Raw genomic sequence first — 24,165 nt, forward strand, 5'->3', positions numbered from 1 at the left:
ACGGATGCGCAGCCGGCCGGCGGGCGCGGAAATACGCGACGGCCGAGGGCGAAATTTTTGAGATAACGATTTGGTAACAATACTGCCTTGAACAGCGACGTTATAGCTACTCAACCGTAACCACCTGCATGCAGGACGTTTGTCGGCAACGTCAGCATCGGTGGCCAAACGTGGTGTTACCCACGACACGGTTACCCGCGCGTAGAACTCGCCAGTAACCAATCACCTCCAAGAATTCGTAGAGATTCACATGACACCCTTATTAGGACCGCGTGCAGCGCATGGCCCCGCTCGACGACGTGCCGCCGCCCATACGCAGCACCGGTCAGACGACTACGGCTGTGATTCGACGCGGAATCGCCCGAAGTTGCCAGGCACTCGGCGGGGGACGGGTCCCGGAACCGGTCGACGCAGCCAGACGCAGAGACGCATGTAGGGAGACAAAAGGTGACGATCCACGAGCACGACAGGGTTTCCGCTGACCGTGACGGCAGCGGCCCACACAACACCCATGCTCTGGTTGATCGTCTGACAGCGGGTGAGCCGTACGCCGTCGCGTTCGGGGGTCAGGGCAGTGCCTGGCTGGAGACTCTGGAAGAGCTGGTCTCCGGGGCCGGCATCGAATCCGAGTTGGCGACACTGGCCGGTGAGGTCGAGCTGCTGCTCGAGCCGGTCGCAAGAGAACTGGTCGTGGTACGTCCCATCGGCTTCGAACCGCTGCAGTGGGTCCGCGCGCTGGCGGCCGAAGATGCCGTCCCGTCGGAAAAGCACCTGACGTCGGCGGCTGTGTCCGTGCCGGGCGTGCTGCTCACCCAGGTCGCGGCCATTCGCGCGCTGGGCCGGCAAGGCATGGACCTGGTCGAAACCCCGCCGGTTGCCGTTGCCGGACATTCCCAAGGTGTGCTGGCCGTCGAGGCGCTCAAGGCAGGCGGCGCCCGCGATGTCGAGCTGTTCGCCATCGCCCAACTCGTCGGTGCCGCCGGAACGCTCGTCGCCCGCCGACGGGGGATCTCGGTACTCGGCGACCGCCCGCCGATGGTCTCGGTCACCAACGCCGACCCGGAACGCATCGGACGGCTGCTCGACGAGTTCGCCCAGGACGTACGCACCGTGCTGCCGCCGGTGCTGTCCATCCGCAACGGACGCCGCTCCGTCGTCATCACCGGAACTCCCGAGCAGCTGTCCCGCTTCGAGCTGTACTGCAACCAGATTTCGGAGAAGGAAGAAGCCGAGCGCAAGAACAAGCTGCGCGGCGGCGACGTCTTCGCGCCGGTCTTCGAGCCGGTCAAGGTCGAGGTCGGTTTCCACACCCCGCGGCTGGCCGACGGCATCGAGATCGTCGGTCGCTGGGCTGAGAAGGTGGGTCTGGACGTCGCGCTGGCCCGGGAGATGGCCGAAGCCATCCTGGTCCGCAAGGTGGACTGGGTCGACGAGATCACCCAGGTACACGACGCCGGAGCACGCTGGATTCTCGACCTGGGACCGGGGGACATCCTGACCCGGCTGACCGCCCCGGTGATCCGCGGCCTGGGCATCGGCATCGTGCCCGCGGCAACCCGCGGCGGCCAGCGCAACCTGTTCACTGTCGGAGCCACGCCGGAGGTGGCCCGAGCCTGGTCGAGCTACGCGCCGACCGTGGTGCGGCTGCCCGACGGCCGCGTCAAGCTGTCCACCAAGTTCACCCGGCTGACCGGCCGCTCGCCGATCCTGCTGGCCGGCATGACCCCGACCACCGTCGACGCCAACATCGTCGCCGCCGCGGCCAACGCCGGGCACTGGGCCGAGTTGGCCGGGGGCGGTCAGGTCACCGAGGAGATTTTCGCCGACCGCGTCCAGCAGCTGTCCGGGTTGCTCGAGCCGGGCCGCACCTACCAGTTCAACGCGCTGTTCTTGGATCCCTACCTGTGGAAGCTGCAGTTGGGTGGCAAGCGACTGGTGCAGAAGGCCCGCCAGTCCGGTGCGGCGATCGACGGCGTGGTGGTCAGTGCCGGTATCCCCGAACTCGAGGAAGCCGTCGACCTGATCGGAGAACTCAACGACATCGGCATCAGCCACGTGGTGTTCAAGCCCGGGACCGTCGAGCAGATCCGCTCGGTGATCCGCATCGCCACCGAGGTGCCCACCAAGCCGGTGATCATGCACGTCGAGGGCGGCCGCGCCGGCGGTCACCACTCGTGGGAAGACCTCGACGACCTGCTGCTGGCGACCTACTCGGAGCTGCGTTCGCGCGCCAACATCACCGTCTGCGTCGGCGGCGGCATCGGCACCCCGGAGCGGGCCGCGGAGTACCTGTCCGGTCGGTGGGCGAAGGCCTACGGCTTCCCGTCGATGCCGATCGACGGCATCCTGGTCGGCACCGCGGCGATGGCGACGCTGGAGTCCACCACCTCACCCTCGGTGAAGCAGATGCTCGTCGACATCCAGGGCACCGACCAGTGGATCAGCGCCGGAAAAGCCCAGGGCGGCATGGCTTCCAGCCGCAGTCAGCTCGGCGCCGACATCCACGAGATCGACAACAGCGCGTCCCGGTGCGGGCAGCTGCTCGACGAGGTGGCCGGTGACGCGGACGCGGTCGCGGAACGCCGCGACGAGATCATCGCCGCGATGGCCAAGACCGCCAAGCCGTATTTCGGCGATGTCGCGGACATGACGTACCTGCAGTGGTTGCGCCGCTACGTGGAACTTGCCATCGGAGAAGGCAATTCGACCGCCGACACCGCCGCACCCGGCAGCCCGTGGCTGGCCGACACTTGGCGCGACCGGTTCGAGGAGATGCTCAAGCGCACCGAAGCGCGGTTGCACGCCAAGGAATCCGGCCCGATCGAGACGCTCTTCTCCGACACCGCCCTGCTGGAGAACCCCGAGCAGGCCATCACCGCGCTGGTTGCGCACTACCCGGACGCCGAGACGGTGCAACTGCATCCCGCCGACGTGCCGTTCTTCGTCACCCTGTGCAAGACGCTGGGGAAGCCGGTCAACTTCGTCCCGGTCATCGACAAGGACGTGCGGCGCTGGTGGCGCAGTGACTCCCTGTGGCAGGCGCACGACGCGCGCTACGACGCCGACCAGGTGTGCATCATCCCCGGCCCCGCCGCGGTGTCGGGCATCACCCGGGTCGACGAACCCGTCGGTGAGTTGCTGGACCGTTTCGAGCAGGCCGCGATCGACGACGTGTTGGCCACCGGCATGGAGCCCACCGACGTGACCTCGCGACGGCTGGGCCGCCTCGATGTCCGCGGACCGCTGGCCGCCGTGCTCGACGCGCCCGACGTGGTGTGGGCCGGCCGCACCACCACCAACCCGGTGCACCGGATCGCCGCGCCCGGCGACTGGCAGGTGCACGAAAACCGCACCGCCACACACACATCCACAGGAGCCAGGCTCGCGGTGAAGTCCGAGGGCGACGGGGTCGTGCTCAGTGTGCCGGTGTCTGGCACCTGGATCGAAATCCCGTTCACGTTGCCGCCCAACACCGTTGACGGTGGCATCCTGGTGGTGTCCACCGAGGACGCCAGCGCGGCCATGCGTTGCGTGCTGGCCATCGCGGCCGGCGTGGACGGCCCTGCGTCGCTGCCGGCAGTGCAGGACGGTTCGGCCACGCTCACCGTGGCCTGGGACCCCGAACGGGTCGCCGACCACACCGGCGTCACGGCCACCTTCGGTGAGCCGTTGGCGCCCAGCCTGACCACCGTGCCCGACGCGCTCGTCGGGCACTGCTGGCCGGCGGTCTTCGCCGCGATCGGTGCCGCGCTAACCGAGACCGGGGTGCCGGTGGTGGAGGGCCTGCTCAGCCTGGTGCACTTGGACCACGCCGTTCGCCTGTCCACCCAGTTGCCCACTGTCGACGCCGAATTGACCGTCGTCGCAACGGCTGCCGAGGCTACCGACACCGACATGGGGCGTGTGGTGCCGGTGTCGGTCACCGTGACCGGGAGCGACGGCGCGATCATCGCCACCCTCGAGGAGCGCTTCGCGATCCTGGGCCGCACCGGCACCGCCGAACTCGCCGACCCGACCCGGGCCGGTGGCGCGGTCTCGGAGAACGCCACCGACACCCCGCGCCGGCGCCGCCGCGACGTCACCGTCGGCGCCCCGGTCGACATGCGCCCGTTCGCCGTGGTGTCCGGGGACCACAACCCGATCCACACCGACAAGCCCGCGGCGCTGCTCGCCGGGCTGGGTTCGCCGATCGTGCACGGCATGTGGCTGTCGGCCGCCGCGCAGCACGCGGTGACCGCGACCGACGGGCAGGCGCGCCCGCCGGCGCGGCTGGTCGGCTGGACCGCTCGGTTCCTGGGCATGGTGCTGCCCGGTGACGAGGTGGACTTCCGCGTCGAGCGGGTCGGAATCGATTTGGGCGCAGAGGTTCTGGAGGTCACCGCCAAGGTCGGCTCGGAGCTGGTCATGTCGGCCAGTGCGCGGCTGGCCTCGCCCAAGACGGTCTATGCGTTCCCCGGCCAGGGCATCCAGCACAAAGGCATGGGCATGGACGTACGGGCGCGCTCCAAAGCGGCCCGCAAGGTGTGGGACGAGGCGGACAAGTTCACCCGCGACACGTTGGGCTTCTCGGTGCTGCACGTGGTGCGGGACAACCCGACCAGCATCATCGCCAGCGGCGTGCACTACCACCACCCCGACGGGGTGCTGTTCCTGACGCAGTTCACCCAGGTGGCGATGGCGACGGTGGCCGCCGCGCAGGTCGCCGAGATGCGTGAGCAAGGTGCGTTCGTCGACGGTGCGATCACCTGCGGCCACTCGGTCGGGGAGTACACCGCGCTGGCCTGTGTCAGCGGCGTCTTCGAACTGGATGCGTTGCTGGAGGCGGTGTTCCACCGCGGTTCGAAGATGCACGACATCGTGCCCCGCGACGAGTTGGGCCGGTCCAACTACCGGCTGGCCGCCATCCGGCCGTCCCAGATCGACCTGCCGGACGAAGAGGTGACGGAATTCGTCGCCGGGATCGCCGAACGTACCGGTGAATTCCTGGAGATCGTCAACTTCAACCTGCGCGGCTCGCAGTACGCGATCGCCGGCACGGTGCGCGGATTGAAGGAGCTGGAGGCTGAAGTAGAGCGGCGACGCGAAATCACCGGCGGCAAGCGCTCTTTCATTCTGGTGCCGGGTGTCGACGTGCCGTTCCACTCCCGGGTGCTGCGCGTCGGTGTGGACGAATTCCGGCGGTCACTGGAGCGGTTGATGCCGCGCGACAAGGATCCCGAGGTGATCATCGGGCGCTACATCCCCAACCTGGTGCCGCGGCCGTTCACACTGGACCGCGACTTCATCCAGGAGATCCGGGATCTGGTCCCCGCCGAACCGCTCGACGAGATCCTGGAGAACTACGATGCCTGGCGTGAGCGACCGCGCGATCTGGCGCGCGTCGTCCTGATCGAGTTGCTGGCCTGGCAGTTCGCCAGTCCGGTGCGCTGGATCGAGACGCAGGATCTGCTGTTCACCGAGGAAGCCGCCGGCGGCCTGGGTGTGGAGCGCTTCGTCGAGATCGGTGTGAAGACCGCACCGACGGTGGCGGGGCTGGCCACCAACACCTTGAAGCTGCCCGAATACGCCCACAGCACAATCGAAGTGCTCAACGCCGAGCGTGACGCTGCGGTGCTGTTTGCCACCGACACCGACCCGGAGCCGGACGACGAGCCGGTGAGTGAGTCGGCTCCCGAGCCCGAGGCGGCCGCTCCCGTCGAGGCCGCGCCGGCACCGGCGCCTGCCGCCGCTCCGTCCGGGGGCCCACGCCCCGAGGACATCGGTTTCGACGCCGCAGACGCCACCGTCGCGCTGATCGCGATCTCGGCCAAGATGCGCATCGACCAGATCGAGCCGTTGGACTCCATCGAATCGATCACCGACGGTGCGTCGTCACGACGCAACCAGCTGCTGGTGGACCTGGGCTCCGAGCTGAACCTGGGCGCCATCGACGGGGCCGCGGAGGCCGACCTGGCCGGGCTGCGTGCGCAGGTCACCAAGCTGGCCCGCACCTACAAGCCATACGGCCCAGTGCTTTCCGATGCGATCAACGACCAGCTGCGTACGGCGTTCGGACCCTCGGGCAAGCGGCCCGGTGCGATCGCCGAACGAGTCACCAAGACCTGGGAATTGGGCGAGGGTTGGGCCAAGCACGTCACCGTCGAGGTCGCCCTCGGTACCCGCGAGGGGACCAGTGTGCGTGGTGGGGCGATGGGGCACCTGCACGAGGGTGCGCTGGCCGACGCGCCCGCGGTGGACAAGGTCATCGACGCGGCGGTGGCCGCCGTCGCCGCGCGCCGTGGTGTGTCGGTTTCGCTGCCCTCGGCAGGCGGTGGCGGCGGTGCAGCGGTCGACTCGGCCGCGCTGAACGAATTCGCCGACCAGATCACCGGCCGTGACGGCGTGCTGGCTTCGGCCGCCCGATTGGTGCTGGGTCAGCTCGGCCTGGACGACCCGGTGAGCGCAGCACCGACGGCCACCGACGCCGAGCTCATCGACTTGGTGACCGCCGAATTGGGCGCGGATTGGCCACGTTTGGTGGCACCGGTGTTCGACGCGAAGAAGGCGATCGTCTTCGACGACCGCTGGGCCAGTGCCCGTGAGGATTTGGTGAAGCTGTGGCTCACCGACGAGGGTGACATCGACGCCGACTGGGTGCGTCTGTCCGAGCGGTTCGAAGGTGCCGGACACGTCGTGGCGACCCAGGCCACCTGGTGGCAGGGTAAGTCCCTGGCCGCGGGCCGGCAGGTGCACGCCTCGCTGTACGGGCGGATCGCCGCCGGCGCCGAGAACCCCGACGCCGGGCCGTACAGCGGCGAAATCGCCGTCGTGACAGGCGCTTCCAAGGGTTCGATCGCTGCATCGGTGGCCGCGCGGTTACTCGACGGCGGTGCCACCGTGGTCGCCACCACCTCGAAGTTGAACGACGAGCGACTGGCGTTCTACCGCAACCTCTACCGCGACCATGCCCGCTACGGTGCGGCGCTGTGGGTGGTGCCGGCCAACATGGCGTCCTACTCCGACATCGACGCGCTGGTCGAGTGGGTCGGCACGGAGCAGGTCGAAAGCCTTGGGCCGCAATCGATCCACATCAAGGACGCCCAAACCCCGACGTTGTTGTTCCCGTTCGCCGCACCGCGCGTCGTCGGGGATCTGTCCGAGGTCGGTGCCCGCGCCGAGATGGAGATGAAGGTGCTGCTGTGGGCCGCGCAACGGCTGATCAGCGGACTGTCCAAGATCGGCGCCGAACGCGACATCGCCTCACGTTTGCACGTGGTGCTGCCCGGGTCGCCCAACCGTGGAATGTTCGGTGGCGACGGAGCTTACGGTGAAGCCAAGTCGGCGCTGGATGCGGTGGTGACTCGCTGGCACGCCGAAACCTCGTGGGCCGAACGGGTCAGCCTGGCGCACGCGCTGATCGGCTGGACCCGCGGTACCGGACTGATGGGTCACAACGACACCATCGTCACCGCCGTCGAAGAGGCTGGCGTCACAACGTATTCCACCGACGAGATGGCGGCGATGCTGCTCGGACTGTGCGACGTGGAATCCAAGGTCGCCGCGTCGAGTGCGCCGATCAAGGCCGACTTCACCGGCGGGCTGGCCGAAGTCGAGCTGGACATGGCAGAGCTGGCCGCCAAGGCGCGTGAGGAGATGTCCGCCGAGGCGACCTCCACTGAGGACGGTCCGGCCGAAGGCACCATCGCGGCCCTGCCGTCGCCGCCGCGCGGCTACACCTCGGTGCCGCCCCCGCAGTGGGACGACCTCGCCGTCGACCCCGCCGACCTGGTGGTGATCGTCGGCGGTGCGGAACTCGGTCCGTACGGCTCGTCACGCACCCGTTTCGAGATGGAGGTCGAGAACGAACTGTCCGCGGCCGGCGTGCTGGAACTGGCCTGGACCACCGGGCTGATCCGCTGGGAGGATGACCCCCAACCGGGTTGGTACGACACACAATCCGGCGATCTGGTCGACGAGTCCGAGTTGGTCGAGCGCTACCACGACACCGTCGTCGAGCGCTGCGGCATCCGCGAGTTCGTCGACGACGGCGCGATCGACCCCGACCACGCGTCGCCGTTGCTGGTCTCGGTGTTCCTGGACAAGGACTTCAGCTTCGTGGTGTCCTCGGAAGCCGAGGCGCGGTCCTTCGCCGAGTTCGACCCCGAGCACACGGTGATCAAGCCGGCGCCCGACTCCAGCGACTGGCAGGTCACCCGTCGGGCCGGCACCGAGATCCGGGTGCCGCGTAAGACCAAGCTGTCCCGCGTCGTCGGCGCGCAGATACCCACCGGATTCGACCCGACCGTCTGGGGCATCAGCCCGGACATGGCCACGTCGATCGACCGGGTGGCGCTGTGGAACATCGTCACCACCGTCGACGCGTTCCTGTCCGCGGGATTCAGCCCGGCCGAGGTGATGCGCTACGTGCACCCGAGCCTGGTGGCCAGCACCCAGGGCACCGGCATGGGTGGCATGACCTCGATGCAGACCATGTATCACGGCAACCTGCTCGGCCGTAACAAGCCGAACGACATCCTGCAGGAAGTGCTGCCGAATGTCGTTGCCGCGCATGTGATTCAGTCCTACGTCGGTAGCTACGGCTCGATGATCCACCCGGTCGCGGCGTGTGCGACGGCGGCGGTGTCGGTCGAGGAGGGCGTGGACAAGATCCGGTTGGGCAAGGCCGAACTCGTGGTCGCGGGCGGGGTGGACGACCTGACGCTGGAAGCCATCATCGGCTTCGGCGACATGGCCGCCACCGCCGACACCTCGATGATGCGTGGCCGCGGCATCGACGACTCGAAGTTCTCCCGGCCCAACGACCGGCGCCGGCTGGGCTTCGTCGAGGCGCAGGGCGGCGGCACCATCCTGCTCGCGCGCGGCGACCTGGCGCTGCGGATGGGACTGCCGGTGCTCGCGGTGGTGGCCTACGCGCAGTCGTTTGCTGACGGTGTGCACACCTCGATCCCGGCCCCGGGCCTGGGCGCGTTGGGTGCGGGCCGCGGTGGCAAGGACTCGCAGTTGGCGCGGGCGCTGGCCAAGCTCGGCGTGACCGCCGATGACATCGCGGTGGTTTCCAAGCACGACACGTCGACGCTGGCCAACGACCCCAACGAGACCGAACTGCACGAGCGGCTCGCCGACTCGTTGGGGCGCTCGGAAGGCGCGCCGTTGTTCGTGGTGTCGCAGAAGAGCCTGACCGGTCACGCCAAGGGCGGCGCGGCGGTGTTCCAGACGATGGGGCTGTGCCAGATGCTGCGCGACGGGGTCATTCCACCCAACCGCAGCCTGGATTGCGTCGACGACGAACTGGCCGGCTCGGCGCACTTCGTCTGGTTGCGCGACACGCTGCGCCTCGGGGACAGATTCCCGCTCAAGGCCGGGCTGCTGACCAGCCTCGGCTTCGGCCACGTGTCGGGTCTGGTGGCACTGGTGCACCCGCAGGCGTTCATCGCCTCATTGGAGCCCGCGGAACGTGCGGATTACCAGAAGCGTGCGGACAGTCGCCTGTTGGCCGGTCAGCGCCGGCTGGCCTCGGCGATCGCCGGCGGTGAGCCGATGTACCAGCGGCCGCCGGACCGGCGCTTCGATCACGACGGCCCGGAGAAGCCGCAGGAGGCGTCGATGTTGCTGAGCGCGGCCGCCCGGTTGGGTGAGGGCGGGGCCTACCAGGTGTCTGCGGAATAAGCCGGCACATCCGTTAACCTCACCACCCATGGGCATCGTCGGAATCGGGATCGACCTTGTGTCCATTCCCGATTTCGCCGAGCAGGTCGACCAACCGGGAACGGTGTTCGCCGAGACCTTCACGCCGGGTGAGCGTCGCGACGCGTCCGACAAGAGCTCGTCGGCGGCGCGTCACCTGGCCGCGCGCTGGGCGGCCAAGGAAGCCGTGATCAAGGCGTGGTCGGGTTCGCGGTTCGCGCAGCGGCCGGTGTTGCCCGAGGACATCCACCGTGACATCGAGGTGGTCACCGACATGTGGGGTAGGCCGCGGGTGCGGCTGAGCGGGGAGATCGCCAAGCATCTCGCCGACGTGACGATCCACGTGTCGCTCACCCATGAGGCCGACACCGCAGCCGCCGTCGCCATCCTGGAGACCAATCCCTAGCCCCTCTCGCGAGCAGACACAGAATCGCGCTGAGCGAGCGCAATTCGTGCGATTCTGCGTCTGCTCGCGAACCTATTTACTCCCGCGGCCTCAAGTACTACAGTTTGTGGTACTACGCATTGTAGTAATGAGGGGATGGTCGCCGTGGACCTCGAAGAGATCGACACCCGGTATCACCCGTCTGCCGCACTGCGCCGTCAGCTCAACAAGGTCTTTCCCACGCACTGGTCGTTCCTGCTGGGTGAAATCGCCTTGTACAGCTTCATCGTCCTGTTGATCACGGGCATCTATCTGACGCTGTTCTTCGACCCGTCGATGACCGAAGTCACCTACGACGGCGTGTATCAGCCGCTGCGGGGCGTGGAAATGTCCCGGGCCTACGAGTCGACGCTGAACATCTCGTTCGAAGTGCGCGGCGGGCTGTTCGTGCGTCAGGTCCATCACTGGGCCGCGCTGCTCTTCGCCGCGTCGATCATGGTGCACCTGGCCCGAGTCTTCTTCACCGGCGCGTTCCGGCGGCCGCGCGAGGCCAACTGGGTGATCGGGTCACTGCTGCTGATCCTGGCCATGTTCGAGGGATACTTCGGCTATTCGCTGCCCGACGACCTGCTGTCCGGCATCGGCCTGCGCGCTGCGTTGTCGTCGATCACGTTGGGATTGCCGGTGATTGGGACGTGGCTGCATTGGGCACTGTTCGGCGGTGACTTCCCGGGCACCATCCTGATCCCGCGGTTGTACGCGTTGCACGTGCTGTTGCTGCCCGGGATCATCCTGGCGCTGATCGGGGTGCACGTGGCGCTGGTGTGGTTCCAGAAGCACACCCAATTCCCGGGACCGCGGCGCACCGAGCACAACGTGGTCGGCGTGCGGGTGATGCCGACGTTCGCGGTCAAGTCCGGCGCCTACTTCGCAAGCGTCGTCGGCGTGCTGGGCCTGATGGGCGGGCTGCTGCAGATCAATCCGATCTGGAACCTGGGGCCCTACAAGGCTTCTCAGGTGTCGGCCGGTTCGCAGCCCGATTTCTACATGATGTGGCCGGACGGCCTGCAGCGATTGTGGCCGGCCTGGGAGATCTACATCGGCCATTACACGGTGCCGGCCACCGTCGGGGTTGCATTGATCATGGGGTTGGTCTTCGTCCTGCTGACCAGCTATCCCTTCCTCGAGAAGCGCTTCACCGGTGATACTGCGCACCATAATCTGCTGCAGCGGCCGCGAGATGTGCCGGTGCGCACCGCGATTGGGGCGATGGCCATCAGTTTCTATCTGGTGCTGACCCTGGCGGCGATGAACGACATCATCGCGTTGACGTTCCACATCTCGCTCAACGCAACCACCTGGATCGGGCGGATCGGCATGGTGATCCTGCCGCCGTTGGTCTACTTCATCACCTACCGGTGGTGCGTCGGGTTGCAGCGCAGCGACCGCGAGGTGCTCGAACACGGTGTGGAGACCGGCATTATCAAGCGGCTGCCGCACGGCGCCTACATCGAACTGCATCAGCCGCTGGGCGCGAGGCCCCTCGAGTATCAGCGAGCACCGGTGCCCAAGAAGATGAACAAGCTGGGCGCTGGTGGCAGGCCCGGTAGTGGCAGCTTCCTGCGCGCCGATCCGGCGGACGAGGCGGCGGCGCTCGCTGAGGCCGAGCACGTCGCGGAGCGCCGCACGCTCACCGCACTGCGCGAGCGCTCAGCCCGGCCACTTAGATAGCGCCCGAGATTGAAAATCTGCAGCGCTGCACTCGAACTCAGGCTGCAGATTCTCAATCTGGGTGCAGGGCAGTTAACTGGCTGTCTCAGTGCGGGCCGAGGCGAGGCTGCGAGCGTAACCCGAACCCATGCCCAGCAGCACCAGGCCCACGACGATAAACGCCGCCACCCGGAATATGCCGTCCAGCGTGGCCAAGTCGAACAAGAACAACTTGGCAGTGGCCGCCCCGGTGAGTGCCAGTCCGGCGGTGACCGCCTCATGACGGTGGTCCTGTCCCCGTCGTAGCGCGTAGACGAAAAGCGCTGCGGCCATGGCGATCCAGCAGATGGTGGCCGCCATGTGTCCGGCGAGGAAGCCGCCGCCCGTACCGCCGACCAGCACACCGGCGGTCACCGTGAACGCGGTGACGGCATAGACGATCAGCGACCCCGCCCCCGCGACGAGCAGACCCGCGGCATCGGAAGCTAGGAAGGCGCGGGTCAATACGACCGCCACGGCGATGACGAGCAGACTGGCCGCCAGGGTTGACACTGCCACCGCAGTCGGCATCGCGGTGGCCCGCACCAGCGCGCGCAGAGGTGCGTGACTGTAGAACAGGCCGGTACCGATGAGGCCGAATCCCGCTGCAGCCCAGCGTGCTACGACGTCTCGCCGGCCGGCGATGCCGACCGCGACTGCCAGCGCAAGCAGCAACGGGCCGGCCACGTAGCCGTCGAACGCGACGGTGACAGCGATCAACGCTGCGATCGCCGACCACGCCGACCAAATCTGGCCGACCACTCGCGGCGGTTTGCCGAGCAGGGTGACGCTGAGCATCCCGGCGGCCAGGGCCGCGGAAAGGACAGCTGCCAGAACGTGATTGACTCCGACTGCGCTGGCCAGTACTGGCAGCGTGCCCGCCGCGGTCGCCAGCGCCAGTGCCGTCGCGTGGGTGGTGCTGGGCAACAGGACCAGGCCGCTGACGATGGCGAGCAGGGCCGCGACGCCGCAGGCGCCACCGACCAGCCAGGCGTTGTCGTGCCTGCTGACCGCTACCAGCGCCAGCAACAGCGGCAACGTCGTGGCCGCCATCCGGGCAGCGTGCATCCAGATCCAGTCCTTGCCCACCTGCACCGGCAGCGCGGCGGCCGACAGTGCCAGCATGAAGCTGACGAGAAGCAGGTCGACACCGCGGGTGAGCACGGGCGCCAGGCCGATCAACGGGACCAGCACCAGCAGTGCCAGATGTTCGGAGTTCCACCGCCGGGCCAGGATCAGGCCCGCTCCGCCGACGACGGCGGCCAGCACCAGCCCCATCGATGCGGGCACCCATTTGTAGATCGTCACGACCGCGATCACGTCCAGGTAGGCCGCGGCAATACCGGTGGCCGCCAACGCGATCGCACCGACCCGTCCGCCGGGACGGCCACGCAACCGGGCGCCCACAGCGACGAGTGCCGTCGCCAACGCGCAGCCGCCGGCGACCCGGATTTCCGGTCGCAGCAGGCCGGCCTGCGCCGCCAGGACGAGCAGCAGGACCACGCCGATCAGCGTGACGGCCACACCGGCAACGGCCAGCAGCTTGCCGATCCAATTGGATTCGGCGTTGTCCGACGGGACGGGTGGCGGGGGCGCGGGCGGGGGAGCGGATGGGCGCGGTGGTAGCGGGGGGCGCGGGGTGGCTGCCGGTGGTGCCCAACCGTGCCAGTAGTTCTGCCAGTAGGGGACGGCCTGGGCGGGCGTTGGCGGTGGGACGAATACCGGTGCCGGCGGTGGCGGGGGTGTGGCTGCGGGTTCGGAGATCAGCCGATTGAGCTGGCCCAGCTCACCGGAGACTCGCGACATCTGCCGCGATAGGGCGTCGAATTCCTGGGAAAGCCGGCTGATAACAGCCTGAGTCGATTGGGTCACGGGTACCCACCCTGCCGCGGCGCCTCGGGTGTTCGGATGAGTAGGACTACCCAAAACCTGTCACTGGTCGAGACCGTGCTCGATGGCGTAGCGCGTCAGCTCCACCCGGTTGGCGACCTGCAGCTTGCGGAACGTGGCCTGCACATGGTTCTCCACGGTGCGGTGGCTCAGGGTCAGCTTCTCGGCAATCTGCTTCGCGGACAACCCTTTTGCGACATAGCGCAATACCTCGGTCTCCCGGTCGGTGAGGCTGGGGGTGGCGGGCCCGGAGTCCGGGCTCTGTGCGATGCGCCGGTACTCACCCAATACCAGGCCGGCCAGGCTCGGGGTGAACACGGCCCGTCCGGCCGCGGTGGCGCGCACGGCGTCGGCCAGCTCGGCCTTGGAAGCGCTCTTGACCAGGTAACCGGTCGCGCCGGCTTTGACGGCCTCCAGGACGTCGTCGCGTTCGTCGGAGGCTGACAGCACCAGCACCCGCGTCGACGGCGACACCTCGAGCACCTCGATCGTGGCCTGTACACCGTCCCCGTCAGCCAGGCGCATATCCATCACCACCACGTCCGGCTTCACCACCGCTGCGCGACGGCGTGCGGCGGCCACACCCTCGGCGGTGGCGACCACATCGAAGCCGTCGTCGGCGAGGTCGCGCGCGACCGCATCGCGCCAGATGGGGTGGTCGTCGACCACCATCACCGTAGGGTCGTTCTGTTCAGCCATACCGTCCCTTTCCGCGCGGCACCTTCAGTTCCCACTCGGTGCCGTCACCGACATCGGTACTCAGATCCGCACTGCCGCCAAGCGAATTCAACCGTCCTACAATCGATTTCGTGATGCCGACGTGTCCTTCGCCGACCGCTTCCTCCAGTCGGCCGGGCGGGATGCCTGTCCCGTCGTCGCGGATGCTGACTGCGACCGAATCGCCCAGATCTTCGAGCAGAACGAAGGCGCGTGCCTGCGGACCGGCATGCAGCCGCACATTGTCCAGGGCATTGCCCACCGCGGCATCGAGTTCCTGCGCCGCTACGTTCGCCAGCGGTACCGGAGTTCCCGGGAGGCTCACCGACACGCGGTCGGACTCCCGCCGGCGCAGCAGCCCGCGCAGGTCGATTACGGTGTCCGAGTCGCTCTCCATGTCGGTCGAGGTGACCCACTTGCGCAGCGCGCGTTCCTGTTCGCCGGCCAGTGTTGCGAGTTCGGATGCGGCGCCGCCGATTTCGTGGCCGCGCTTGGCGACCAACGCGAGCACCTGGATGACACCGTCATGGACTTGGCGGGACAACCGTTCGCGTTCTTCCACCGCCGCCGAGAGGCGGGCCGCGCGCTGTAATTCGTCGTGGGCGCGACGCGCGGTCCGGGCGGCCAGTCCGACGGCCAGACCGACCGCCAACTCGACGATGACGGTGGCGTTGCGGCCCAGGTTGACGCTGACGTAGCCCTTGACGAATTCACTGCTGGCGGTCACCGCAACCCCGGTCAACATGCCCCCGGTCGGACCGAACTGCAACGCGGCAGAGATAGTGGCGTTGCTGGCCCACAACGTCGTTGGCCACGTCTGATTGTTGTGCGCCCACTGCCCGGTCGCTACCACCTCGGTGGACAGCATGAGCAGCACGACGACGACGAGTTCGGCGACCACCCACGCCGGGCGCCGGCCGAACCCGTGCAGGTAGGCGACCGCGCAGGCGACACTCCAGCCGATCAGCACCGCGAACAGGGTCCAACCCCACCCCTGGTGGCGCAGATCGGAGTTGACCGCGATCTGGAAGCCCAGCGCATACAGGCAACTCAGGAGCCGGAACAGCTGAGCTGCCCGCCAGAGCGGAGCCGTCGGGTCGGGACCGGGGGCGGTCACCGACTTGACCTGAATGAGTCTGGGTAAGTCACTGCTCGCGTCGGCGCTCGGCGACGATTACGTCAAGTAGTCCCACGATTTGCTGTTGGCCGGCGGCCGCGGCGTCGAACTTGCCGCGCATCTCGGTGAACCCGCGGTCGACGTGGTCGCGCAGCGTGTTGAACTCCTGCCGGAGATCGACGAAGTCCTGCCGCATTGCGTTGAAACTGCCCGCCACCGCATGCCGGAACTCCCGGATTTCGTCTCGAAACTCGCTGACGTCGCGATCGGCGGCACCGGCGAGTATGCGAGCGGCCGCGGCGTCCCGCTCGGATCCCTGGACCCGGCGTTTCAGCTCGCGCACCTCGCCTTCCAGAGCGGCGACACGCGGCTCGATGCCTTCGGCCTCCATGGCAGCTGAGTCTATCGGTGATCAGAAGGCCCACAACTCACGGCGGTGGCTAGCCTCGGAACCATGACTGATCTGGTGGAGCGGGTGCGTGAGGTGCTGCCGTCGGTGCGGCGCGACCTGGAGGATCTGGTGCGGATCGAGTCGGTGTGGGCCGACCCGGCGCGCCGCGACGAAGTCCGCCGTAGCGCGCAGGTAACAGCAGACCTGTTGTCGCAGGCCGGTTTCGACGATGTGCGCATCGTCAGCGAGGGTGGCGCCCCAGCCGTCATTGCGCACCATCCGGCGCCGCCGGGGGCGCCGACCGTGCTGTTGTACGCCCATCACGACGTGCAACCCGAAGGCGACCGCGGGCAATGGCTGTCGCAGCCGTTCGAGCCGACCGAGCGGGACGGGCGACTGTACGGCCGTGGCACCGCCGACGACAAGGCCGGAATAGCAACACATTTGGCGGCCTTTCGGGCGCACGGCGGTCAGCCGCCGGTGGGTGTGACGGTCTTCGTGGAGGGCGAGGAGGAGTCCGGATCTCCGTCCCTGGGCAGGTTGCTGGCCGCCCACCGCGACGCCCTGGCCGCCGACGTGATCGTGATCGCCGACTCGGACAACTGGAGCACCGAGGTGCCGGCGCTGACGATTTCGCTGCGGGGCATGGCCGACTGCGTGGTGGAGGTCGCCACGTTGGATCACGGGCTGCACTCCGGGCTGTGGGGCGGCGTGGTCCCCGACGCGCTGAGCGTACTGGTGCGACTGCTGGCCAGCCTGCACGACGACGACGGCAACGTGGCGGTAAAGGGTCTGCATGAACTGGACACCGAGGGGTTGAATTACCCCGACTATCCGCCCGGACGCGCACGCAGGGACTCCGGTCTGCTGGACGGGGTGAGCGAGATCGGTTCGGGTTCGGTGCCGCAGCGACTGTGGGCCAAGCCGGCGATCACCGTGATCGGCATCGACACCACATCCGTTGCGGCAGCGTCGAATACGCTGATTCCGCGGGCCCGCGCCAAGATCAGCATCCGCGTGGCACCCGGCGGCGACGCGGTGCAGCACCTGGACGCCGTGGAAGCCCACCTGCGCGCGCACACGCCGTGGGGTGCCCAGGTCGACGTCGTGCGCGGTGAGATCGGCCAGCCCTACGCGATCGACGCCGACGGCCCGGTCTACGACGCCGCGCGAGCGGCATTCCGGCAGGCGTGGGGTGTCGACGCCGTCGACATGGGCATGGGCGGGTCGATCCCCTTCATCGCCGAGTTCGCCGAGGCGTTCCCGCAGGCCAAGATCCTGGTCACCGGGGTGGAGGATCCCGGCACCCAGGCGCACAGCATCAACGAAAGCCTGCACCTGGGCGTGCTGGAGCGTGCCGCGATCGCCGAGGCGCTGTTGCTGGCGAATCTTGCGCACACTCAGGCGGCAGCGGCCAACGATCGCGCGTAGTTCACCGCCTGGTGAGCGTTCATCACCGAGTGCGGGCCCGTCACCGGAATCAACGTGGAGTGGTAGAAGCCGTTGCCTTGCACGGTGACCTGAACGAATCCGCCGAGCCTGCGTTCCTTCATCAGCAGAAAGAGCAAGCCCAGCAGGCAAAACCACACGAACACCACCGCGAGAACGACACCAACGGTTGAGATGCTCTCCTCGTAGCGCGACATGTCTGTCACTGTCCACACCGAGCCGCGGATCGGGTGCGGCCCACTCGGCGTCGACACCCAGTGCTCGGAGACTGAGATGTCACCGATCGTCGTGAGCCACGGCTCCGGTCCGACGCTGTGATAGCCGGCTATTTCCCCCACGGGGTCGAGTGTATTAAACCGACAGGTCGCGGCGCAGCTTCGCGACGTGTCCGGTCGCCTTCACGTTGTATTGCGCGACCTCGATCTTGCCCTTCTCGTCGACGACGAAGGTGGACCGGATCACGCCGGTGACCGTCTTGCCGTACATCTTCTTCTCACCGAACGCGCCGTAGGCGGTCAGCACCTTGCGATCGGGGTCGGACAGCAACGGGAACGTCAGCTTCTCGGCGTCGCGGAACTTCGCCAGCTTCTCCGGTTTGTCGGGGGAGATGCCGACGACGTCGATCCCGGCCCCGCCCAACTCGGACAGACTGTCGCGGAAGTCGCAGGCCTGTTTGGTGCAGCCGGGTGTGGACGCGGCCGGGTAGAAGTACACGACGACGCGACGACCCTTGAAGTCCGACAAGGACACCTTGCTGCCGTCAGCGTCGGGCAGGCTGAACGCGGGGGCTTTGTCACCGGCAGCCAGGCGGGCGGTCTCAGTCACGTGCGGAGTCCTTTCGGTTCACCGGTGCGTCGGGGTTTGCCTCAGCTGCTCTAGGGTAGTTCGTCAGTGCACCAGCCTGACTTGGAGGACAGACACGTGGCGGACCGCGATCCCGACACCATCAAGCAGGAGATCGATGTGGCCCGCGAGCAGCTCGCGGCGACCGTCGACTCGCTTGCCGAGCGTGCCAATCCTCGCCGTCTGGCCGACGACGTCAAGGCCAAGGTGATTGAGTTCCTGAACAAGCCGATCGTGACGGTGTCGCTGACCGGGGCAGGTGTCGTCGCCGTCATCGTGGTGATCCACAAGATCAGGAACCGCTGACCCCGCGCGCTTCCCGTCGAGTGTGACGCCAGCCGCGCATTCAGCGCCCGAACTTCACCGACGCGCCACGAAGTAACCCGAAATCCGCGCCTTCAGCCGACGTGACGGCGACAGCGGCGCGACCCCGCGCATGATCTTGTTGCCTACTCCCGGCATCACCGTGACCCGGCCGGCCCGCATCGCGTCGTACCCGGCCCGGGCCGTCGGCGCGGCGTCCATGATGAAGCGATCCAGGCGCGACCAGTCCCCGACACCGGCGGTGCGCCCGAATTCGGTGCGGGTCGGACCCGCCGCCAGGTGTGTGCAGGTGACGCCGGTGCCGTGCAGGTCGGCAGCCACCGCCTCGGAGAAGCTGCGCACATAGGCCTTGCTGGCGGCATAGCCCGCCTCGAGCCCGTGCGGAATGACGTAGGCGGCGATCGAGCTGACGTTGAGGATGGCTCCGCGCCCCGCATTCACCATCCGCGCGGCATACAACGTGGTCAGGTCGGTCAACGTCACCACGTTCAGCTGAATCATCTTCGATATCGCCGCCGGGTCGCACTCCTGGATCTTCAGACCCAAGATCCCGACACCGGCATTGTTGACCAGGAACTCGACGTCGACACCGAGTTCGTCGACGCGGGCGACGAGCTCTGCCCCGGCACCCGCCCGGGACAAGTCCATCGATATCTCGTCGACGCGGACACCATGCGTGGACCGCAGTTCGTCGGCCAATTCAGCCAGTTGTGCCGCGCTGCGCTCGCTGGACACCACGACCACGTCGATCCCGTCAGCAGCGAACAGACCCGCGAATTCGCGGCCCAAACCCGTCGAGGCGCCGGTGACCAGAGCCGTCGTCATGCCTTCAGGCCCGTGCCACTGGTGACATGCACCGGGAGATCATCGACCCACGGCTGGGTGGTGACCATGTCGTCGACCTCGATGTAGCCGCGCTCGAATTCGCCCGTCGCGGCGTCAACGAGGCGGTATTCCTGACGCTGGATGTGGATGGGCTGGGCGTCGAGGATCACCACCCGAACCTCGCCGGGCTCAAATCCGCAGCGCTCCTGGAGCGCCTCGATGAGGCATTCGTTGTGCATGTGCCCATCGCCGAAGTTCCAGCCGACCGCCACCGCACACAGCGTCTCGCCTTCGCACAGGTTGTAGTCGTCCTCGTCGTACCCGGCCAGCGCGCGGTGCACCAGCGTGAACAGCGCACGCCCGTGCGTGTTCATGCCACGGAACGCGTATGCCAGGTGAAGGGGGACCAGGGTGGCGTCTTTGCTCTTGTACAGCCGCTCGAGCTGCAAGTGCTGCATCGGCCCGAGCGCGCGGGCGCCGAGGCGGATCTTCTCGTCGGCGGACGGCTTCGCGCACCACAGGGTGGTGTCCCAGTTGCCGGCGTAATACCGCATCCCGGGCAGAAAAGAAATCTTGCGCGGGAACAGGTTTCCGAGGATGACGGTGGCGACCATGACGGCGAACAACGCGGCCACCGGCAGCGGGTTACCGACACTGGACAGCCCGAGCGGCGCGTGCGCGACGAACAGCCACAGCACCCCGATGATCATGAAGACGTTCCATTCCAGCGGCACCCCCATCGGGAACGCCAGCAGGATGTTCAGGTGGAACACAATCATCACGAGCGCGGCGATGGTCGTCGGCCACCCGCCGTGCGAGAAGAACAGCGCCAGCGGCACCAGTCCTTCGATGGCGGTGGAGAAATGAGCGATGAAGCCCGAGACCGCACCCGGCCGCAGGTCATCCGGGTAGCGCTTGAACAACGACGTCTTGAGAATCCCAGACGGGATGAACGGGTTGTTGGCCAGCATCGTCGAGATCACGAACGGAAAGTGCCGGGTGATCTTCGACGTCGCCGCACCCATCCAGATCACGACGAAGACCAGCTTGGCTGCGACCACGATGTCGGCACCGGTGAACAGAAAGGCCAGCGCCAGTGGTGCATACACCTCGGCGCGGGCGGCCAAGAAGATCACTTTGTCCCGCACGCTGAGCGCAGCCAGCACGGACAGGATCGCGACCGTCTGCCACGGTGACAGCACGCCGATCTGCGTGCCCAACGCCGGAATAGGCCCGGCCCCGTCGGAGACCAGTGCGAGGAGGAGCAACGTGATCAGCGCGCCGTAAAGCAGCGCGTCGAGCGGGCTTCGATTGTGGCCCTTGGTCAGTGGAATCCGGCCGGGCCAGGGTGGTAGCCGGATCGTGCCGGGTCGTAGCCAGTACAGGATCGAACCGATCGGCGGGAAATAGCGCCCGGCCAGCGGGCCAACACAGCAACCCAGTCCGACGACTTCGAAGAGCATCGTGAACAGCACGGCTTTCTGGAACACGATCGGCTCGGTCCACCACGCGGTGACATCGGTGAAGCCGCCGATGCCATCGGTGGTCCAGGCGAACACCCAGATGCCCAGGATGTACAGCACGATCTTCACTCCGTACATCACGTGCATCACCAGCGGAGTGCCGAAGCCGTTCTCCGCGATGTGCCGCATCATCGGCACGACCCGCTCCGATCGTGTCCGCCGGCTCCACTCCGGAACGTCGACGACGGGCAGGTTCGGCTGGATGAACCCCATTGCGGCTCCTTCGACGGCATGCTGTGTGATGAAAAAGTACCTGCGGCCGGCGCGGCGCGACAGACCCGCGTCGGACTCGACGGGGTCGGTTCACGCTTCGTTGCGATCAGCGCGATCCCATCTTGCGGCTCCAGGCCGCCGACGCTACGGGCAATTGCGTCAGCGTGCGGTCCGTAGCAAGCCAAACATGTTGTAGGTCAACACAGTTCGCACCGGTCGACAAGTGTCACCGGGTGCGGCTGCGGCACAACCGCGACGGACCCCGGGACTCGCTTCGGGTTACGCGCACACCGCAACGCGTGGACAAGCCGCAGGATCCAGTGGCAGCGTGCTGCCTGTGCCGTGTCCCTCGGGACGGCGCCACCGTCGAAAGGAACGAACGTGGGAACTGCCGCTGTGCGAATAGTCGGTGGCCACAAGCACTTTGACGCCGACAGCCACGCGCTTGCCGACGTCGACCTGACCATCGACGACGGCGACTTCCTGGCCATCCTGGGACGCAGTGGCAGTGGGAAATCCACCCTGCTGAGGGTGATCGCCGGCCTGGAGCAACTCACGTCGGGAACGGTCCAATGGGCTGACGGCGGTTCGGCGCGACCGCACAGCGGCGTGGTGTTCCAGCAGCCGCTGCTGCTACCGTGGCTGACCGCCGGGGAGAACGTACTGCTGGCCGGGCGGTTCGCCGCGCAGAAAGCGACGTTCCAACGGGACTACGCGCAAGAGCTGCTGCGCCGATTCGATCTGGACCGGGTCGCCGACCGCTACCCCGACCAGCTTTCCGGTGGGCAGGCGCAGCGCGTCGCCATCATCCGCGCGGTCGCTACCCGGCCACGGCTACTGCTGCTGGACGAACCGTTCAGCGCGCTCGACCCCGCCATCCGCGCCGATCTACAGCGCTGGCTGAGCAATCTCGCCGCTGAACTCGGCGTCACCGTCGTCCTGGTCACCCACGACGTCGACGAGGCCCTGCTGCTGGCCAGCCGCGTGGTGCTGCTTGGTCCCGACGGGCGGATCCGGCGGGAATGGCAGCCCGGCAGCCAGCCGCTCCGCGAGGAGATCCTCGACCACTATCGCCTGGTCGAGCGGTGACGGACGGGCTGATCTCGCGGCGGTCCCTGCTGACCGGCGCGGCGGCCCTGGCCGCCGTTGGAGGCGTGGCAGGGGTGGCTGATCTGGCGCACGCCGCCAGCATCGACCGCACCAACACCAGCGGGCAACTACGGATCGGATACCTGCCCATCACCGACGCGGCGCCGCTGTTGATCGCGCACGCGGCCGGCCTCTATCAGCCGGGTGTGGTGAGTGCGGCCAAGCCGGTGCTGTTCCGCAGCTGGGCATCGCTTGCCGAGGCCTTCGTCACTCGCCAGGTCGACGCGGTGCACATGCTGATGCCGACCGCGATTCAGCTGCGCTTCCTGCTGCGCAGTCCGCTGCGGATACTTAGCTGGAACCACACCAACGGTTCGGCCCTCACCGTGGCGCCCGACATCACCGACTTGGGCCAGTTGGCGGGAACGCAAGTGGCGATACCGTTTTGGTGGTCGATTCACAACATCATCCTGCAGCAGTTGCTGCGCGCCCACGACCTGGTGCCGGTGGTGCGCCGCAGCGCCTCGCGCAGCGCACGGACCGTTGAACTGATCGTGATGAGCCCGTCGGACATGGTGCCGGCCTTGGCCAACCGGTCGATCAGTGGCTACGTGGTGGCCGACCCGTTCAACGCTATGGCCCAGGTGCGCAAGATCGGTCGCATCCATACCTTCCTCGGCGACGTGTGGCGTGACCATGCCTGCTGCGTGGTGCTGGCCCACGAGGACCTGATCGAGCACCGGCCGCAGGCAGCCGCGTCGCTGGTCGACTCGATTGTGGTTGCGCAGCAACACATCAATGCCGACCGAGCCGCGGCAGCCGCCGCCTTGTCCAAGGGCACGTATCTGCCGCAGCCGCTCCCGGCGATCAAGACCGCGCTCAGCTATCGCCCGCAGGATTATCGGATCGCTCATCCTGACTGGCAGCCGCAGCGGTTGGGCTATCAGCCTTTTCCGTTTCCCAGCTTCACTCGCCGCCTCGTGGAGGCCATGCACGACACCGTCGTGGACGGTGACCGGCGGTTTCTAGAGCGGCTGGATCCCGGGGCAGTGCACTCCGATCTGGTGGACGACACCTTCGTACGCTCCGCGTTGAGCGCACACGGAGGTCCCGAAAGTTTCGGTATCCCTACTGATTTGACCCGAACGGAACAGGTACAGCCGCGATGACTTCGGACACCACGACCATCAAGCCCGAAGATTCCGCGGCCGGCGCGCTGACGCAGCGTTGGTGGCCACCGGTGCTGGCCATCGGCACGGCTGTCTTGGTGTGGTGGTTGGCGACCGGGGTCCTGGCCCCGGCCCAGTCACTGTTGCGGGAGACGACGCCGCTGCGTGTGGTCAAGTCGCTGGCCGACCTGCACCACCGCGGAGTCCTGCTGCCCGACACCGGTGTCAGCCTGTGGCGCTTGCTGGTTGGGCTGCTGGTCGGTGCCGTCATCGGCATCCCCGCCGGGTTGCTGATCGGGTTGAATGACACCGCTGATCGGGCCACCCGCCCGGTGGTGCAGTTCCTGCGCATGATCTCGCCGCTGTCGTGGGCACCGATCTCGGTGGCACTGTTCGGCATCGGCAACGAACCGGTGATCTTTCTGATCGCCGCGGCGTCGGTGTGGCCGATCCTGATCAACACCGCCGCCGGCGTGTATGCCATCGACCCCGGCTACCTACAGGTGGCAAAGTCGTTCGGGGCCACCCGGTTCGAACAACTCACCGTGGTGGTGCTGCCCGCGATCCGCGGTCACCTGCAGACCGGTCTGCGCGTCGCACTGGGCATCGCCTGGGTGGTGCTGGTGCCCGCCGAGATGCTCGGGGTGCGTTCGGGTTTGGGCTATCAGGTCCTCAACGCCCGCGACCAGCTGGCGTACGGGCAGGTGGTCGCGGTGATCGTGGTGATCGGATTGATCGGTTACGTGCTGGATCTGGTTGCGCGCCGGCTGCTCTCGGGATCGCGGTCAGGTTAGGAC

The 24,165-nt window shown here is 67.4% G+C and carries 16 protein-coding genes; 8 read left to right on the top strand and 8 right to left on the bottom strand.

Features of this window, described 5'->3' with window-relative positions; genetic code table 11:
* Positions 1-447: 447 nt before the first annotated feature.
* The 3 genes from AC5Y4D_RS17875 to qcrB all read left to right on the top strand — a co-directional run bounded on the left by AC5Y4D_RS17875 (position 448) and on the right by qcrB (position 11,800).
* Positions 448-9,666: a fatty acid synthase subunit beta domain-containing protein gene (locus AC5Y4D_RS17875; RefSeq protein ID WP_500037768.1), complete on the top strand. Its 9,219-nt coding sequence runs from the start codon at positions 448-450 to the stop codon at positions 9,664-9,666.
* Between the two features lie 28 nt (positions 9,667-9,694).
* A complete protein-coding gene (gene acpS, locus AC5Y4D_RS17880; RefSeq protein WP_500037769.1) occupies positions 9,695-10,090 on the top strand; it encodes a holo-ACP synthase AcpS in 396 nt (131 codons plus the stop codon).
* Positions 10,091-10,225: 135 nt separating this feature from the next.
* Entirely contained in the window at positions 10,226-11,800 is a 1,575-nt protein-coding gene (gene qcrB, locus AC5Y4D_RS17885; protein ID WP_500037770.1) for a cytochrome bc1 complex cytochrome b subunit, read from the top strand.
* A gap of 72 nt (positions 11,801-11,872) precedes the next feature.
* Here qcrB and AC5Y4D_RS17890 read toward each other — a convergent pair whose 3' ends face one another.
* The 4 genes from AC5Y4D_RS17890 to AC5Y4D_RS17905 are packed head-to-tail and all read right to left on the bottom strand — an operon-like array spanning position 11,873 to position 15,933.
* Positions 11,873-13,690, bottom strand: a complete 1,818-nt coding sequence (locus AC5Y4D_RS17890) for a DUF2339 domain-containing protein (RefSeq protein WP_500037771.1) — start codon at positions 13,688-13,690, stop codon at positions 11,873-11,875.
* 60 nt (positions 13,691-13,750) lie between these two features.
* Positions 13,751-14,407, bottom strand: a complete 657-nt coding sequence (locus AC5Y4D_RS17895) for a response regulator (protein ID WP_500037772.1) — start codon at positions 14,405-14,407, stop codon at positions 13,751-13,753.
* Complete coding sequence (gene macS, locus AC5Y4D_RS17900) at positions 14,400-15,542, bottom strand: MacS family sensor histidine kinase (RefSeq protein ID WP_500037773.1); 1,143 nt, start codon at positions 15,540-15,542, stop codon at positions 14,400-14,402. The genes AC5Y4D_RS17895 and macS overlap by 8 nt, the downstream gene beginning before the upstream one ends.
* 28 nt (positions 15,543-15,570) lie before the next feature.
* The gene (locus AC5Y4D_RS17905; RefSeq protein ID WP_500037774.1) at positions 15,571-15,933 is read right to left on the bottom strand and encodes a hypothetical protein; all 363 of its coding nucleotides are present in this window, start codon (positions 15,931-15,933) and stop codon (positions 15,571-15,573) included.
* A gap of 63 nt (positions 15,934-15,996) precedes the next feature.
* Here AC5Y4D_RS17905 and AC5Y4D_RS17910 point away from each other — a divergent pair, with 63 nt between their 5' ends.
* Positions 15,997-17,364 carry a dipeptidase gene (locus AC5Y4D_RS17910; protein WP_500037775.1) on the top strand — a complete coding sequence of 456 codons (1,368 nt, stop codon included), beginning with the start codon at positions 15,997-15,999 and terminating at the stop codon, positions 17,362-17,364.
* Here AC5Y4D_RS17910 and AC5Y4D_RS17915 read toward each other — a convergent pair.
* Complete coding sequence (locus AC5Y4D_RS17915) at positions 17,334-17,720, bottom strand: hypothetical protein (protein ID WP_499945654.1); 387 nt, start codon at positions 17,718-17,720, stop codon at positions 17,334-17,336. The two genes, AC5Y4D_RS17910 and AC5Y4D_RS17915, sit on opposite strands and share 31 nt — an antisense overlap.
* Before the next feature lie 13 nt (positions 17,721-17,733).
* Complete coding sequence (gene bcp / locus AC5Y4D_RS17920) at positions 17,734-18,207, bottom strand: thioredoxin-dependent thiol peroxidase (protein ID WP_500037776.1); 474 nt, start codon at positions 18,205-18,207, stop codon at positions 17,734-17,736.
* A 96-nt stretch (positions 18,208-18,303) separates the two neighbouring features.
* Here bcp and AC5Y4D_RS17925 point away from each other — a divergent pair, with 96 nt between their 5' ends.
* Entirely contained in the window at positions 18,304-18,531 is a 228-nt protein-coding gene (locus AC5Y4D_RS17925; protein ID WP_499945652.1) for a DUF3618 domain-containing protein, read from the top strand.
* Between the two features lie 54 nt (positions 18,532-18,585).
* Here AC5Y4D_RS17925 and AC5Y4D_RS17930 read toward each other — a convergent pair whose 3' ends face one another.
* Together AC5Y4D_RS17930 and AC5Y4D_RS17935 are read right to left on the bottom strand one after the other, a co-directional pair.
* Positions 18,586-19,374, bottom strand: coding sequence for an SDR family NAD(P)-dependent oxidoreductase (locus tag AC5Y4D_RS17930; protein WP_500037777.1), 789 nt, complete (start codon positions 19,372-19,374; stop codon positions 18,586-18,588).
* Complete coding sequence (locus tag AC5Y4D_RS17935; protein ID WP_500037778.1) at positions 19,371-21,110, bottom strand: DUF3556 domain-containing protein; 1,740 nt, start codon at positions 21,108-21,110, stop codon at positions 19,371-19,373. Before AC5Y4D_RS17935 ends, AC5Y4D_RS17930 begins: the two co-directional genes overlap by 4 nt.
* Positions 21,111-21,491: 381 nt before the next feature.
* On the opposite strand from AC5Y4D_RS17935, the gene AC5Y4D_RS17940 reads away from it, so the two are divergent.
* From AC5Y4D_RS17940 to AC5Y4D_RS17950, 3 genes are read left to right on the top strand one after another with little or no spacing between them, the layout of a single operon-like run.
* Positions 21,492-22,199 carry an ABC transporter ATP-binding protein gene (locus AC5Y4D_RS17940; RefSeq protein ID WP_499945649.1) on the top strand — a complete coding sequence of 236 codons (708 nt, stop codon included), beginning with the start codon at positions 21,492-21,494 and terminating at the stop codon, positions 22,197-22,199.
* Positions 22,196-23,368: an ABC transporter substrate-binding protein gene (locus tag AC5Y4D_RS17945; RefSeq protein ID WP_500037779.1), complete on the top strand. Its 1,173-nt coding sequence runs from the start codon at positions 22,196-22,198 to the stop codon at positions 23,366-23,368. Before AC5Y4D_RS17940 ends, AC5Y4D_RS17945 begins: the two co-directional genes overlap by 4 nt.
* A complete protein-coding gene (locus AC5Y4D_RS17950) occupies positions 23,365-24,162 on the top strand; it encodes an ABC transporter permease (RefSeq protein WP_500037780.1) in 798 nt (265 codons plus the stop codon). Before AC5Y4D_RS17945 ends, AC5Y4D_RS17950 begins: the two co-directional genes overlap by 4 nt.
* The last annotated feature ends 3 nt before the right edge of the window (positions 24,163-24,165 follow it).

The organism is Mycobacterium sp. NGS67, from assembly GCF_059812185.1.